This window comes from Rhodohalobacter sulfatireducens (assembly GCF_022012475.1).
GTDB lineage: Bacteria > Bacteroidota > Rhodothermia > Balneolales > Balneolaceae > Rhodohalobacter > Rhodohalobacter sulfatireducens.
Window position 1 is genome coordinate 112,368 of sequence record NZ_JAKLWS010000005.1, and the last position, 16,417, is coordinate 128,784.

The following is a 16,417-nucleotide window of genomic DNA, read 5'->3' on the forward strand; positions in this document are numbered from 1 at the left end:
ATGTTGCTTCAAATTCTCATTAAACTAACGAGTAATTATGGAATTATCTTCTCTTACTTTCGGAGAGTATTCACTGGTATACAATATGCTCTCCTTTACAATTGCATCGATGTTAGCTGCAGGTTTATTCTTTATCCTGGCGCAACATCGAGTAGCTCCGAAATACAGGATATCGCTAATTGTATCTACGCTGGTTGTGGGTATTGCAGCTTACCATTACTTTAGGATTACAGGAAGCTGGGCAGACGCATTTATGATTTCAGAAACCGGAAATTATGTGGCCAGCGGTAAACCTTTCAACGATGCATACAGGTATGTTGATTGGCTACTGACGGTACCCCTCCTATTGGTTGAGCTTGTATTGGTTTTAAACCTATCGCGCGAAAAAAGTGGACCGATGCTTACAAAGCTTGTTATTGCGGCTACACTCATGATTGGCTTAGGATACCCCGGCGAATTACTTGGGGCCGAAAGCATGTTTTCAGAAAGAGGACTTTGGGGATTCCTCAGTACAATTCCGTTTATTTATATTCTCTGGATTCTTTTCGGTGAATTAGGCAAAGCTATGGAGGGACAACCCGAAAGAGTTCGTGTTCTCTTCAGAAATATTCGTTTATTATTAATTTTTACCTGGGGCTTCTATCCGATTGTTTATATGGCTCCATTTTTCGGACTCACAGGTAGCGAATCTATAGTTGCCATTCAGGTTGGTTACACCATTGCCGACGTTCTTGCCAAAGCAGGATATGGTGTTATGATTTACGCCATTGCCCGTGAGAAATCTATAAATGAAGGCTATCAGCTTTCAGCTGCGTAACAAAAAGATCCCTTAAAAATTATCACCCGCTTTCCAATGCGGGTGATATTTTATTATGAAAGATAAACGAACAACTTTAAGAGCAGTTGCCATTACAGCTGCAATCCTATCGATTATTCTGGAACTTACATATCCGGCTTACTCCGATAGTGTCAAGTACCCTGTTCTGGGTCTATGTCTTCTTTTAATTGGAATTCCACATGGCGCCATCGATCATATTGTAACTTCGAAACTGTATAATTTATCACAGACCATTTCCGATCAAGCTAAATTTTATATCTATTATTTGGTCATGATGACTATTATGACATCAATATGGATAATAAATCCATTGTCAGGTTTTCTCGTATTTGCGTTTTTAACCATTTATCATTTTGGTCAGGCAGACCTCGAACATTTAGATATTAATAAGAACATTAAGAGATTATTGTTTCTATCCCGTGGGAGTATGATAATGGGTCTAATAATTATCAGTGATCTTCAGTACACTTCACCCATTCTTTTAGATTTAACAGGTATCAATATCCTTGAACAAATCTCCGGTGCTTCAATCCATAATACCCTACTTGCAGTTCTGCCTCTGCAGTACCTGGTAATACAAACTGCTACGCTGATGTATTATAAGTTTCAGGCAAGTGATATTATCTACATTTTGTTTGATGCATTCATAGTGGCTGCACTCTTTTTGATTGTGAACCCCATACTTGCCTTTGCAATTTATTTCGGCCTGTGGCATTCAGCCGGTCATGTCAAAGAAATGATGTCCTATTTTGAGAAAACTGGAATAAAAATGAATTTAAAATCATTTTATTTAAAAGCCCTCCCTCTCAATCTAATAACACTTATAGGTATTGGCTTGATATATTGGATAAGCCAAACTTACCAGTTCGAGCTTCAAATTGTCTCATTACTGTTTATCATTATAAGTGTGTTAACACTCCCTCACATGCTTATTGTTGAAAAAATGTATTCCAGATCGAGTAGTTTAGGATAATTAATCCTACGATTTTGAAAATACATTCAAAGACTTTGTACGAATTGCTCGATAACGCAAATCTAAATTGTAAATAAAGCCCTCGGTTTACTTTTTAATTAAGACTATCATCCTTTAACTTTAATTTTGCTACTGTCAACTACACGTTAAACTTATTGAAAGAAGGACGAGTTATACAATCAACCGGTAAGTGGTATAAAATTACTGCTGATGATAACACCATCGAAGCCCGGTTACCCGGAAAGTTTCGGCTCGACGCCAAAGAGGTTACCAATCCCATAGCAGTTGGTGATTATGTGGATTTTGAAACGGAAAACGACGGAACGGGAATCATCCGCGAAATCAAAGAGAGGAAGAATTATATACCAAGAGAGGCTACACATGGCCGCCGAGGTGAACAGATACTTGTCTCAAATGTGGATAGAGCCTGGGTTGTGCAAAGCATAAGAAAACCAAGACTCAATACAGGCTTTATTGACCGGTTCCTGGTGACCTGCGAGGCATATGAAGTACCGGCAGGTATTATTATCAACAAAAAAGATTTAGCCAATCAAAAAGATCTGCGATTACTTGAAGATAAAAGTGAGCTCTATGAAAATTTAGGCTATGAATTTTTGAGCACTTCTATTCATGATAAAGAATCCCTGCTGCAGCTAGCAGATCAACTCAAAAATCAAACATCAGTTTTTATTGGTCCCTCTGGAGTGGGAAAAACAAGTTTACTCAATGCCATAGATCCGGATATCGACCTTAAAGTTAATGAGATTTCAAGCTATTCAAACAAAGGAAAGCATACCACAACCTTTGCCAAGCTCATTGCATTATCATCTGGCGGATACATTGTAGACACTCCGGGCATTCGCGAATTTGGAATTGTTAACATCAAAAAAAGTGAGTTATCGCTGTATTTTCCTGAAATGAGAGAACCCAGAGAGCATTGTAAATATTATAACTGTACCCACTTTCACGAACCAAAATGCGGTGTAGTAGAGGCTTTTGAGGAGGGCAAAATCGATCCAGACAGATATCACTCCTATCTCAATATTTTGGAAACACTTCCTGATTACTGAACTATAAGAAATTAATTCGAACAGCTTTTTTAATTTCTTTCTGTAACTATGAATTGTAAATCCATTTTAAGCAGGTTCAAAATCAAGAGCGGTTTAGAACGAGTATACATTTTTTTGCTTCCCTTGACATTCCTGATTTATAATCCGGCCTACTCTCAGGTTGACAATGCAGGTGAAATTCTTCGTGCGGGATCGGAAGATGCAGAAGTATTATTGACTGAGTACCTAAAACCTTTCGGCAGTGGTTTTGGAGCTGATTTGAATTCCGGTTGGTTTACATCTGCACGACCTTTAAAAACATTTGGTTTTGATCTCCGAGTTTCTGTCTCAGCTTCATTTGTGCCGGTTTATGATCGTTCGTTTGATGTATCAACTCTCAATTTGAACGCTGTGCAATTGCTTGACGGCCCCTCGGAAACCCCAACAGTATTCGGTGATGATACAGCAACAAGCAGACTCGGCAGTACCGACTTCAACGACTCGAACCAACTGAATGAAGAGATATTTTCATTTAATATGCCCAAAGGCAGTGGTTACCATCTTGTTCCGGCTCCTATGGCACAATTTAGCCTTGGACTTCCCGGTCATACGCAGGCCACACTCAGATATTCACCGGAATTGGTAATTGATAATGACTACAGTGTGCGAATATTCGGTATTGGTGGTTTAATAGGTTTGAACCAACTTTTATTTAATGATCGACTTCCTTTTGATTTGTCCATCCAGGCCGGCATGATGGACTTAAGTGCAAATGCTAAATTCGAAGTTTTACCCCCAGAAGATGATCATATCCAAAATGATTATCCGGATTCGGAATGGGAAGGACAAGCCATAAACTTTGATACAAACACATTTACCACCAACCTGGTTATTGGAAAAAGATTCTCTATTCTATCCCTTTTTGGTGGAGTTGGGTATCAGCATTCATCAACAGATATTTCAACGAAAGGCCCCTATCCAGTTGTTATCCCCCATCCTGATGGTACTAATCCCGGTGGTACCACACACCAAATACAAAGTTTATCAGTGCCTATTAACATTACATTAGATGGTGCAAATGAAATTCATGGTTTGGGCGGACTACGATTAAAGTTGGGTTTTATATCCATCTCAACCAGTTATACAGTAGCCGAATATTCTACATTAAGGGCAAGTGTTGGTATTATGATCAGATCCTGATAAAACCATGAAGAATTGAAAGGTTATTCAGACCTGCTCAAAGTGTTTTCTCATTGCCTGCATTGAGATTTTTTCGCCTCTCACAACTTCGACTCAAACCTTCAATTATAGAGAGATTTTTAGGCAGTTTTCCCCTTTCAAATATTGGCTGGATTAGAAAAATGCCCCATTTCACTGAGACATTTTTGTCTTTTTGCTCAACTATTTCTTTCCAATTTTTGGTGTAATCAAAATTTTACAATAATCAATACAGTAACTTCAGTCACCCAAAAATCGACAACAAAACCAATATTTATAAAATCAACATTTAATAGCATGTTGAGTAAAGTTCAATAAATTTTGCAATTAGTCAACTATCTATAAAAAAGTTAACACGAATCTACTTTTTATTGATTATAATTGCTTTATAGATTCATGTTCAATATTTAACCCATAAGCTATTATTAGCTTTAAACTATTTTAATTATAATTTCTATCCATTATCCAACAATTTAAAGAAGGAGACTATGAATTATAGTATTTCTGAAAAGTACAACTGCGTAGTTATCGATCTGAAAGGAAGAATTATGGGCGGTCCTGACGCCGAAACATTTTCAAACGAAATTCATAAGCTTATTGATGAGGGGAAAAAACAGATCATCATTAACCTGGAGCAGGTAAAATTTATGAACTCTTCAGGACTTGGGATTCTAATCGGAGGGTTGAATACCGTCCGAAAAAATGATGGTGATATCAAACTTTGCAATGCCGATAAACGAATTTCCAGTCTGCTGATGGTTTCTCAACTGAATACAGTGTTTGATCATTATACGAGCCTTGATGAAGCTCTAGAAGCTTACAATTAGTGTAATATACATCTACAACTGTTTGAATCAATTAGAAAGTTGAGCAAGACTCAACCGGCTGTTAAGGAGATGGCTCTGAAAGGTCTTGGTTGACTTTCTATGACCTCGTATGGCAAAATCATACTTTTCAGATCTGGTTTTTAAAAGAATCGAATCACTTGAAAACGGTGATTATGAAAATTGTAGGTTTGTAAATTGCATTTTACCGAACTGCGATCTCTCAGGGATCAACTTTATAGAATGTGAGTTTGAGAATTGTGATTTCAGTACGTCCAAACTCTATGATACCTCTTTTAAGACTGCCTCATTTGCTAAATCAAAACTCGTGGGATTACGCTTTGAAGATTGTAATGAATTTCTCTTCTCAATCGATTTTCAAGATTGTAACCTTAACCTCTCCTCTTTTTACCAGGTAAATCCCCAAAACCTATCATTCGAGAACTGTAATCTCAAAGAGGTTGATTTTACGGAAGCAGTGTTGAATGAAGTAAGTTTTGATAATTGTGATCTTGATTCGGCGATCTTCAAAAACACGAACCTTGAAAAAGCTGACCTCAGAACTTCTTATAATTTTTTGATAGATCCTGAAACGAATAATATTAAAGAATCAAAGTTTTTACTTCAAGACTTGCCCGGTTTGTTACATAAGTACAATATTCATATTGAATAACCTTAGTGGAGATTCATCATGACATATATGATTATTGAGACGTTTAACACACGGAAAAGTAAAACAGATTTACAGGCGCCTTGAAGAAAAGGGACGCATGCAACCGGAGGGGCTCACCTATATCAACAGCTGGATTGATGAAAACATGAACAGATGCTACCAGGTGATGGAAACCGACTCTATCGAAAACATCCACGAATGGATCTCAAATTGGGATGATGTGATGGAGTTCGAGATTGTGCCGGTTATTTCATCTACTGAGGCGAAGGACAAAGCTTTGACATAGATCTCATGTGGCCACAAAAACCCTAATGCGCCTGTAACCAATTCTCACCAATACCGGCTTCTACCTTCAGTGGTACATCCAGCTCGAAAGCTGATTCCATTAATTCAACGATTTTGTCAGGCACACTATCCAATTCACTTTCATGGATTTCGAAAATCAATTCATCATGCACCTGTAAAAGCATACGGCTCTGTTTGTTGTTCTCTTTGAGCCAGTGGTGAATATTAATCATCGCCAATTTAATGATATCCGCTGCCGTACCCTGTATCGGCATGTTTATCGCCGTCCGTTCTGCAAATCCTCGAACATTCCAGTTTCCTGATTTGATATCCGGAATGTAACGCCGTCGTCCCATTAGCGTTTTCACATAGCCATGCTCCCGGGCAAACGCTTTGGTGTCATTGATGTAATTCAGAATATTCGGAAAGCGCTCAAAATACTGGTCAATCATATCCTTGCCTTCGCTGTTTTCAATGCCCAGCCGTGATGCCAACCCATACGCACTCACACCATAAGGTATGCCGAAATTTACTTCCTTCGCTTTTCGCCGGTGATCCGGTGTAGCGTCATCAATCGATTCTAAATCGAATATCTCTTTTGCCGTTCTTGAGTGGATATCTTCATCATTCAAAAACGACTCAATCATCGCTTGGTCTTTCGCTATATGTGCAATCACCCGAAGCTCTACCTGGGAGTAATCGGCAGACATGAGCTTAAATCCACCTTCAGCGACAAATGCTTTCCGAATTTCACGCCCGCGTTCTGTTCGTATTGGAATATTCTGCAGGTTCGGGTTAGATGATGCGAGGCGCCCGGTTGCTGCTACGCTCTGGTTAAACTCAGTATGAATGCGCCCCGTATCCGGGTTAATAAGAGCCGGCAGTGCATCTACATAGGTTGATTTCAGTTTTTTTAGCTGACGATAATCCAATATCAAACTTGGCATTTCGTACTTTGCCGCGAGTTTTGTCAGTACTGATTCAGCTGTAGAATATTGCCCCGTTTTTGTTTTCTTACCGGCGGGTAAATCAAGCTTCTCAAACAGAATCACTCCAAGCTGTTGCGGTGAGTTGATGTTGAACTCCTCACCTGCCTTTTCATAAATTTCCACTTCCAATTTTTTCAAGTCGTTTTCCAGCTCTTTGGAGAGTTCGGCCAGCATCTCCTGATCCAGTTTCACACCTTTATACTCCATATCAGCCAGAACTTCCATCAGCGGGTAATCTACCTTATAGGCTATCTCTTCGAGTTCATCTTTTTTCAGCTGTTCATTCAATATCTCATATAATCGAAGGGTAATATCCGCATCTTCACAGGCGTACAGGTAAACATCCCCGGGTTCCAAATCTGCCATCGATTTTTGCTTTTTCCCCTTCCCGATCAGATCTTCTATCGGAACCGGTTTATAGTTCAGGAGTCCTTTAGAAAGCTCATCCATTTTCAATTTCTGGTTAGCATCTACCAAGTACGCTGCCACCATCGTATCAAACGGTTTTCCTTTGATCTCAATGCCCGATTTCATCAGCATCATGTAATCAAACTTGTAATTGTGTGCAATCTTGGTTGAATCAGGATTCTCAAAAATGGGCCTAATAAGCTCGATTACTTTATCCTGATGTAATCCACCCTCAATGTTAACCGGAACATAGTATCCTGAACCTGCCATTGTAGAAAATGATATTCCTACAAGACCGGCTGAAACCGGATCGGGGCTGTCGGTTTCCGTATCAAAACAGATCTCTTTTTTATTTCGGAGTACCTCAACGACCTTTTCAAGGTGGTCAATAGTCTTCACTAACTCATAGTTCACACTCTCTTCATTTAGCTCTTGCTTGGGAGCTTCCTCTTTGAATGAACCGAACAGATCTACCTGGTCACCACTTTTCTCAGCAACGGGGCCTTCTTCACCCAAATATTTTCTCGTGAGTGTGCGGAATTCCATTCGTTTGAAAAAGAGGCCCAGTTCTTTCTTATCAGGTCCACTCCATTCCAGGTCTTCCCAATCCTGTACATCCGGTACATCCGTTTTGATGGTCACCATCCTCTTTGCCTGCATCGCCTGATCACCAAATTCGGTTAATCCCTCTCGGGCTCTTTTTCCTGATATGTTTGGTGCATCTTCAATTGCAGCTTCCAGCGAGCCATACTTTTTGACAAGTTTAGGAGCCCCTTTCTTACCGATGCCCGGTACACCCGGAATGTTATCGGAAGTATCCCCGATCATCGCTAACACATCAATCACTTTCTCCGGGTAAACACCAAAATAATCCTTTACTCCTTCTCGATCGATGATGTTAAATCCACCATTCTTGTTATCCGGTTTCATCATCCGGATATGGTCATGAACCAGTTGCATGAAATCTTTGTCGGGGGTAACAAGCATTACATCCACATCATCCGCGTTTGCCCCATCGGCGATCGTTCCGATGATATCATCCGCTTCGTACCCATCCTGCTCGATATTTGGAATTCCCCATGCCTTCAGCATCTGTTTCATCAGTGGTATACCAACTTTCAGTTCTTCAGGCTGGGGCGGGCGATTGGCTTTGTACTCCTCATCTATTTCGTGACGAAATGTAGGTTCGTGCGTATCCCAAGCTACCGCGATATGCGTGGGTTTATCCTCCTCAAGCATTTTTTCAACCGTATTGGCAAACCCGAGTATAGGACCGGTTGGAATTCCCTCAGAATTTTTCAGGCGACTGTTTATAAATGCAAAATGCGCCCGGTATGCAAGGGCCATTCCATCAAGTAAAAAAAGCTTTTTCTTTGACATATTTGTCTGTTAACTATTGATTTAACTCAAATTCAATTTCACAAGACCTGACAGAGTGTTTACGATTTTTTGAAAACTCCTGTCAGAGTCTGGTATTTCTACCTAATTTTTACAACTCCGGCAAAATCTACACTCCTCATGAACTCTGCCGGATTGTTATAAATTTGTTTTACGATTCTACTTTATCTTCCACCAAGCCGGCCCACTGCTTCAGTTGATGGATCTCCTCAGCCCAGCGTTCTGTATTTGGTGTTTCCAGTATCAATGGAATTTCATCAAATCGAGAGTCCTCCATAATCAATTTGAATGGAGTCCAGCCTATCAGGCCATCGCCCAGGCTTTCATGCCTGTCTACCTTCGATCCGAGCTCTTTTTTTGAATCGTTCAGGTGCATGCCCATCAATTTCCTGAATCCAACAATGAGATCAAACTGTGCAAAGGTTTCTTCAAATCCAACTTCGCTGGATAGATCATAACCCGCAGCATATGCATGAGCCGTATCAATGCAGACACCTACGCGATCTTTTTGCTCAACTTTCTCAATCATCGCCGCAATGTGTTCGAAACGAAATCCCATATTTGTGCCCTGCCCGGCAGTATTTTCAATAACAGCTTTTACAAATTCGGTTTGATCGAGTGCAAGGTTAATCGACTCAGCTATCACCGTAATACAATCCTCTTCACTGTGTTTATTCAGATGACTCCCGGGATGAAAATTCAATTTTTGAATTCCGAGTTGTTCACAACGCTGTAGTTCATCCAAAAACGCATCTCTTGATTTTTTAAGTCCCTCCTTTTCCGGATGCCCAAGATTAATCAGGTAACTGTCATGCGGCATGATCGCTTCCACAGGGAAATCAAACCTTTGGCATTGTTCTTTGAAACCGGCAATATTTTCCTCAGACAGTGGTTTTGCTTTCCAGCGTCGTTGATTTTTTGTAAAAAGTGCAAATCCGGTGGCTCCAATTTCATTTGCACGACCCGGTGAATTTTCAACCCCACCGGCTGCGCTTACGTGTGCTCCTATATACTTCATTTAAATCTTTTTAAACTTATCATTCGCCGTCAAAATACAAATCAATTTGATGGACATGAAGCGATATTTAATTGATTCTCCTGATATATGACAGTAGCTTGTTAATTGAAATAAATCTTAAAAAATGACTATGATTCGAAAGACGCTCCACATTCTGTTGATAGTACTTCTCATTGGCATGAACAGCATTGCTTGTTCACAATCTGTCAGTACTCCTCCTGAGAATAACGATACAGCTGAGATCTTTAATTCAACGGATCCATTTGTTGTTAACAGATCTCTGGGGGCGGGGGTAAATCTTGGAAATGCTCTTGAAGCACCAAATGAAGGTGATTGGGGAATGATTATCCGGGAAGAGTACCTGCAATATATTGCAGATGCAGGCTTTCAATCGGTTCGAATACCAATTCGATGGAATGCTCACGCCGATAAAGAACCACCGTATGAGATCAATGATTCTTTCTTTCAAAGAGTTGACAAGATCCTTCACTGGGCTTTAAAAAATGACTTGAAAGTGATTATCAATATTCATCACTATAACGAGTTAATGGATGCACCCTCTGAGCATAAAAATAGGTTTATAGGCCTTTGGGCTCAAATAGCAGAACATTATCAAGAATACTCTAATCGCGATCTGTTATTTGAGATTTTGAACGAGCCTCACGGAAAAATGGATGCGGCTATTTGGAATAATTACCTGAAAAATGCTCTGTCTGTTATTCGGAAAACTAATAAGAATCGAATTGTGATGATTGGTACCGCTCCATGGGGAGGTTTTGGTGGTCTAAACGATCTTGAATTACCGGGAAACGACCAACAAATAATTGTAACGGTTCATTATTACAATCCATTTCAGTTTACTCACCAGGGAGCAGGCTGGGTTGGCGATGAATCCGAACAATGGCTGGGAACAACATGGACGGGAACTCCAAGTCAAAAATCAGAAATTGATGATGCCTTTAACCGTGTACGAGATTGGTCGAAAGTAAACAACAGACCCATTCATTTGGGTGAATTTGGAGCGTATGAACGAGCACCTCTGGAATCAAGGATTATATGGAACGATTATGTTCGAAAATCAGCAGAACAGAGAGATTTCAGTTGGGCATATTGGGAATTTGGCGCCGGATTTGGAATTTACGATCGGGATAGTTCTGAGTGGAAAGATGGCCTTTTAAAAGCATTAATTCCTGATACTCCGATTGTCGATTAATTTCTTAACCTAAGTGGGTTTTTCAGAACGCTTAAACAGTTAGATGAATCCTTATAAAACCGATTATTCTTTGAAAAACAATTATCAGGAATTTGCAAATCATATAAAAAGAATCTACTATGATTATTGCTGATTCGATATCCGGTTAAGACAGATCTAATAGTATGAGTACAAAAAACAGTGATATCTCACCGCGTCGTACAAAGATAATTGATGTACTCGAAGAAGCAGGAGAGGAACTCCAGATTCGGGAAATCGTAGAAAGAACGGACCTCGATTATAATAATGCCCGCAGTGCCCTTTCTGAAATGACCTCTATGGGACTAATTGAGAGAGTTCAAAGAGGAGTATATGACCTACCTGAGCGAGTTCAAAAAAAGGAGATGGAAAATCCTGATCATCCCATCCAAAAGATCTTGCAAAACCAACAGATTCTTAAAGTTCTGTTAAATACGGTAATAACAAACAAAGCATTGATGGAAGCCCTGCTACTCGGTCAACAGGAGATTATCCAGGCGCTTCGAACATTGAGCACAAAGAATGAGGAAGACGAAGAGGCCATTAAAAACCTCGAAGAAGTTTTTGCCAAACGAATTGAATGGCATTTCGATGTAGCAGCAGAACAAGTTACGGCACAATACACTAAGCTCCCTGAAGAAGTGTTTGATGTTTTAGTGGCTCCCCTCACACGGGATAAAGATTCCAAAAACAAAATTTTGGATCCATTAAAAACCAATGATTTCAAGAAGAAAAAGAAAGAACAAAAGAAGAAATCTGACACATCTGAATAAGTTTCATCACGGGTAAAACTTGAGAAATTCACCCCCCTCCTGTTTTTTTGATACTTAAATTGTATCATGTTTTGAGAATTTTTAACGAATCCTTCTAACTTCTTGAAAATAAAAGTACCACACACACTTGCACTTCTGTTTTTGTTGATGGTTGCAGCCCTTATACTTACATGGATTGTACCTTCAGGTGAATTTGAAACTACCGTAAATGAAGCCGGACGCGAAGTTGTAGTTCCGGGTTCATTCGAAACTATTCCTGAAAAGGAGTACCTGTCGGTCACAGCTCTTTTTACTGCCATTCCAAGAGCTTTTGCAGACGCACAAGGAATTATTTTCTTTGTACTAATTATCGGTGGCTCATTAGCCGTCATTCGGGAAACAGGCGCGATTGATGCCCTGCTCGGCAAAATACTTAACTCATATGGAAATCAGCCCGGTCCCCTGCTTTTTTTGATGATGATGGCTTTTGCCGTTGCTTCCGCCACGTTGGGAATGGCAGAGGAATATATCCCCTTTGCAATTATTCTTGTATCGCTATGTATTGCTTTAAATTTGGATGCAATCACCGCAATAGGCACCATGGTAGTTGGCTATGGAATCGGGTACGGTGTTGCTATCCTCAATCCCTTTACTCTCTTGATTGCACAGGATATTGCAGAACTTCAACCTGCTTCAGGAATGTGGTATCGTTTGATTCTTGCAGTCCCTTTGCTGGCGGTTGGTTTTCATCATGTTTGGTCGTATGCAAAACGGGTCAAAAATGATCCTGAATCAAGCTTGATGAAAGACATTGAGCAGGACGAACATGAAACAATTGAGTATCCCCATATGGATCTGAAAAAAATCATTGTCCTGGGAATGACTCTAATTGCTCTGATTTTTTTAATCGTTGGAATCTGGCAATGGCATTGGTATATCATTGAGTTAGGTGCAATCTTCTTTGCCCTGGCAATTCTTGCCGGGCTTTTTGGTGGATTGGGGGTCAATAATACAGCTTCCACATTCTCGAAAGGAGCTGCAGAATTGACCGGAACAGCTCTGTTGATTGGCTTTGCCCGGTGTATCGCCCTTTTGATGGAAGATGGGGAGATCCTGCATACCGTTGTCAATGGCCTGGCCACCCCACTTTCTTATGCCGGTTCAGAAATTGCCGGCGTTGGCATGCTTGGTGTACAGAGTATTCTGAATTTTTTCATCCCATCCGGCAGCGGACAGGCATTTGTTACCATGCCACTCATGGCCCCTATTGGTGACATCGTAGGTGTCTCCCGCCAAGTGGCTGTTTTATGTTTCCAGCTTGGTGATGGTCTCATGAACATGATTGTCCCAACCAATGCCGTTTTGATGGGAATCCTCGGCCTGGCAAACATCCCCTATGAACGATGGTTTAAGTTTATCTATCCGCTTATCATTAAATTGCTGATGATCTGTGCAATCGCCATCGCCGTAGCTGTTTGGATTGGGTATTCGTGATGCCTACTCTATCCAACTCACCCGGTAACAGTAAAAATCACTGATTATCTTCATCTAGCTGTTCGAGAAGTATTTCGACAGCTTTTTTGAGTTGAAGATCTTCGCCGGTTCTATAGTCGGGAGTATTATGGACTTCATAATCAGGCACGGCACCGCCGAAGTCCATATTCTTGTCTGTGTTTTTCACATACCAGCCACGGAATGGCAATCGAATTAATGACCCGTCAATCAATCTTGCTCCGCCTGTTGATATCACCGCTCCAAACGTCTCTACTCCTACAAGTGATCCAATCCCAAGGTTTTTGTAAGCATGAGAAAAAATCTCTGCATTTGAATAACTGCTTTCATTTGCCAGTGCTATGGATGGTTTGGTCCATGCAGACAAAGGCAGACGTTCTGAATAAGGGTAATAATCTCTGAACTCTTGTTTATTTTTACTTAAATCTCCACTTGCGCCTCTTGGAATCGTATATGCATGCTGCTGAACATTCAGCACTGCCATCAGGTAGTCGGTTGTCCAGCCACCACCATTGTATCGAACATCAATTAAAATTCCCTCTTTCCCATATCCTGATGCCATGAGTTCGCGTTCAAAGCGTTCAAAACTTGGCATATTCATTCCCCGAATATGAATATATCCTAAACGTCCGTTTGAATATTTTTCAGTTAATGTTCTTCGTTCATCGGTCCACTGATCGTATAAATGGTCACTCAGAGAATTTACGGGCCGAATAACAACTTCACTTGTTTCACCATCTCGCTGAATTTCCAACAGCATCTGGTCTTCAGCTGTGTTGTTGAAGTGTTTATAGAAGTTTTCAGTTTCTGCAACTTTTTTCCCGTTTACTTGAGTGATGATATCTCCGGCAACAAGTTTACTTTGTTCACGATCTGCAGGACTGTTGGGAATTACATGTAACACTTCCACTCCATTCTCGGCAGGTTGAATTTCTGCGCCAATCAATCCCGTTTGATTTTCTTGTGTTTCTGCACGGTCATCACCATACATGCCCATATGACTCGCATTCAGTTGTCCCAGCATCAGGTTGAACATATATCTGAAATCTGTAATTGTGGATGCAGCTAATGAAAGAGGTTCGTACTTTCGCCGAAGTTCTCTGAAGTTCTGTCCGTGAAAATCCGGATCGTAAAATCCATCATTCAATATATTCCAGGCTTCATCGAACATTTGTTGCTTTTCCTGTTCAAAATCACGTTCCATTTCAGCTTCAAAAGAAACCATCTCTGCTTTATCAGACGAAAGATCAAATTGCGCCAGTTTACCGTGACTGATGTAAAAAAGAAATTTACCATCCTCCGAAAGAGCCAGGTCCTCAGGGGAGGTCCCTCCGTTTGTTACTTGTTCTAAATCTTTGCCATCCCATTTTACTTTATAAAGTTCCGTCTGATCATTCTCGAGAGAAGTACCGGTGAAATAGATATACTCTCCTTCAGAATCAAATATTGGATCCATCTCATTACCACTTGCACGTGTAACCTGCATCAATCGGTTATGGATACCGACCGAATCAATTTCAACAACGATCTCTTCCTCCTCACCATTATCATTATTTTCACTCACCGGTTCATCAGAATTATCAAAATAGAGGCCTTCTTCCAAATCAGTTTGTGTTTTATCCCAGTCATCTTCGTTCAACCAGGCAAACCAAATGTCGTAGTCCTGGTTATTTCTCTCACTAACAAATGCAAGTTTCTTTCCATCTTTACTCCAGTGTGGCATGTAATCCGCTTTGGGATGCATACTTATGTTTACGGGTTTGCCACTGCCATCTGCCGATCGAATATAAATTTCGCTGTTGAAATAGAGATCCACCTGGCTATACGCAATCCATTTAGAATCCGGGCTCCAGCTTACACCCTCGGGCAAACTCCACCATTCATCATGTAATATCTGTTGATTTGTAATAGAGCCAGTTTCATCTATATCTGCTAATATAAATTTCGATCCGCTCAGATAGGCTATTCTTTTTCCGTCCGGAGAGATCACAGGATTTCGTTCATCGCTATCTGTATCCGTAATTTTTTTTACCTGGTGTTTTAATGTTTCTAACAGCATCGGCTTGTTCAGATCTGTGGAACGAGCCATATACATATCAGAGTTTCCACCCCTGTCTGATGTAAAAACCATTGTTGAATCATTAATCCATGTAGCATACCGGTCTCTGTATCCGTGTTCAGATATGTTCCTGGTTTTTGATTTTTCAGGATCATTCTCAGTTACAAAAATTTCTCCATGGATACCCAGTGCTGAATATTTTCCATTAGGAGAAACTGCAAATTCAGTTAAATCAGATGATTTTGAAACGGCAACGACCGGATCGAAACGATAATCTTCTGTGTGTTTTAATTCAAGGGTTTCAGAATCTCCGTTGAAATCTCTGTAAACCAATCGACCGCCGGCAGAGTATACGATGTCTCCTGAATTAGAAACATCAAAATGTTCTACTCCAAAATTCCTCTCATCTGTAATCTGTTCTCTATCGGAGATTTCTCCATCAGTATTCACAATTAATCTGTTCACATTATATCGACCACTTTCTGAACTGATAAACCACAAGGTATTATTATCTTGCCAGCGAGGCATATAATCGTTTCCGTCAAAAGATGTAACTTGAACAAACTCTCCTGTTTCTCTATTCACTAACCATATATCCAGGTTTGCTGAACCACGATAGGCTTCTCTTGAAATTCTGCACGACCCTTCAACAAATGCCAGCCACTTTCCATCCGGCGACATGGTTGCAAATTCTCCGAAAGCATCTGCGATACGATAAGGTGTTCCACCTCTTTCATTTACAATATAAATTTCAGAATCCCATTCTACTGCATTATAATCGCGTTCTGTAATAAAAATTAGATTTTCATTGTTCCAATCTGTGAGTAGATCATCACTGCTTCGCCAGGTTTTTCTGTTCACATTACCACCGTCAACAGGTATTGTAAATATATCGTTATTGCCATAACGATCACTATTAAACCCGATCGCATCTCCGGCTTCATTGAATATTGGATTCGACTCATATCCCTCGTGAATGGTAAGTCGTCGAGGTTCTTTTTGGTTGATATCCACAATCCAAATATCTCCTTGTAAGCTGTAGCTGATTTTCTCACCACCGGGTGAAATTGTAGGTGTCCTGTAAATCTCTTGCCCAAAACTTTGAATATTTGTAATAATCAGGAATAGAAATACTAGTTGAAGTATAAATAGAGTTCTCTTCATTGGATGACATTTAAATAAATGAATGA

Annotated in this window: 13 protein-coding genes; 10 read left to right on the forward strand and 3 right to left on the reverse strand. The window is 40.3% G+C overall.

The window, feature by feature from the left end:
* The first annotated feature begins 37 nt into the window (after nucleotides 1–37).
* The 7 genes from L6773_RS05975 to L6773_RS06005 all read left to right on the forward strand — a co-directional run bounded on the left by L6773_RS05975 (nucleotide 38) and on the right by L6773_RS06005 (nucleotide 5,861).
* On the forward strand, nucleotides 38–817 hold the full coding sequence (locus tag L6773_RS05975) for a bacteriorhodopsin-like (protein ID WP_237852953.1): 780 nt from the start codon (nucleotides 38–40) through the stop codon (nucleotides 815–817).
* A gap of 55 nt (nucleotides 818–872) precedes the next feature.
* The gene (locus L6773_RS05980; protein ID WP_237852954.1) at nucleotides 873–1,811 is read left to right on the forward strand and encodes a Brp/Blh family beta-carotene 15,15'-dioxygenase; all 939 of its coding nucleotides are present in this window, start codon (nucleotides 873–875) and stop codon (nucleotides 1,809–1,811) included.
* A gap of 155 nt (nucleotides 1,812–1,966) precedes the next feature.
* Complete coding sequence (gene rsgA / locus L6773_RS05985; RefSeq protein ID WP_237852955.1) at nucleotides 1,967–2,881, forward strand: ribosome small subunit-dependent GTPase A; 915 nt, start codon at nucleotides 1,967–1,969, stop codon at nucleotides 2,879–2,881.
* A gap of 114 nt (nucleotides 2,882–2,995) precedes the next feature.
* Nucleotides 2,996–4,060 (forward strand): DUF6588 family protein, encoded by a 1,065-nt coding sequence (locus tag L6773_RS05990; protein ID WP_237852956.1) that lies wholly within the window; start codon nucleotides 2,996–2,998, stop codon nucleotides 4,058–4,060.
* A gap of 506 nt (nucleotides 4,061–4,566) precedes the next feature.
* On the forward strand, nucleotides 4,567–4,905 hold the full coding sequence (locus L6773_RS05995; protein WP_237852957.1) for an STAS domain-containing protein: 339 nt from the start codon (nucleotides 4,567–4,569) through the stop codon (nucleotides 4,903–4,905).
* Between the two features lie 109 nt (nucleotides 4,906–5,014).
* Nucleotides 5,015–5,575 carry a pentapeptide repeat-containing protein gene (locus L6773_RS06000; RefSeq protein ID WP_237852958.1) on the forward strand — a complete coding sequence of 187 codons (561 nt, stop codon included), beginning with the start codon at nucleotides 5,015–5,017 and terminating at the stop codon, nucleotides 5,573–5,575.
* Between the two features lie 34 nt (nucleotides 5,576–5,609).
* Entirely contained in the window at nucleotides 5,610–5,861 is a 252-nt protein-coding gene (locus tag L6773_RS06005; RefSeq protein ID WP_237852959.1) for a DUF3303 domain-containing protein, read from the forward strand.
* A 22-nt stretch (nucleotides 5,862–5,883) separates the two neighbouring features.
* Here the strand turns inward: L6773_RS06005 and polA are convergent, their stop codons facing one another.
* Both polA and nfo read right to left on the reverse strand, forming a co-directional pair.
* A complete protein-coding gene (gene polA, locus L6773_RS06010) occupies nucleotides 5,884–8,637 on the reverse strand; it encodes a DNA polymerase I (RefSeq protein WP_237852960.1) in 2,754 nt (917 codons plus the stop codon).
* Between the two features lie 169 nt (nucleotides 8,638–8,806).
* Nucleotides 8,807–9,673, reverse strand: coding sequence for a deoxyribonuclease IV (nfo, locus tag L6773_RS06015; protein ID WP_237852961.1), 867 nt, complete (start codon nucleotides 9,671–9,673; stop codon nucleotides 8,807–8,809).
* Between the two features lie 130 nt (nucleotides 9,674–9,803).
* Between nfo and L6773_RS06020 the strand changes: the two genes are divergently transcribed.
* From L6773_RS06020 to L6773_RS06030, 3 genes are all read left to right on the forward strand, one after another.
* Nucleotides 9,804–10,886 (forward strand): glycoside hydrolase family 5 protein, encoded by a 1,083-nt coding sequence (locus L6773_RS06020; protein WP_237852962.1) that lies wholly within the window; start codon nucleotides 9,804–9,806, stop codon nucleotides 10,884–10,886.
* A 164-nt stretch (nucleotides 10,887–11,050) separates the two neighbouring features.
* On the forward strand, nucleotides 11,051–11,677 hold the full coding sequence (locus L6773_RS06025; protein ID WP_237852963.1) for a helix-turn-helix domain-containing protein: 627 nt from the start codon (nucleotides 11,051–11,053) through the stop codon (nucleotides 11,675–11,677).
* A 102-nt stretch (nucleotides 11,678–11,779) separates the two neighbouring features.
* Nucleotides 11,780–13,150 carry a YfcC family protein gene (locus tag L6773_RS06030; RefSeq protein WP_237852964.1) on the forward strand — a complete coding sequence of 457 codons (1,371 nt, stop codon included), beginning with the start codon at nucleotides 11,780–11,782 and terminating at the stop codon, nucleotides 13,148–13,150.
* A 37-nt stretch (nucleotides 13,151–13,187) separates the two neighbouring features.
* Here the strand turns inward: L6773_RS06030 and L6773_RS06035 are convergent, their stop codons facing one another.
* Nucleotides 13,188–16,391: a S41 family peptidase gene (locus tag L6773_RS06035; protein ID WP_237852965.1), complete on the reverse strand. Its 3,204-nt coding sequence runs from the start codon at nucleotides 16,389–16,391 to the stop codon at nucleotides 13,188–13,190.
* Nucleotides 16,392–16,417 lie beyond the last annotated feature (26 nt).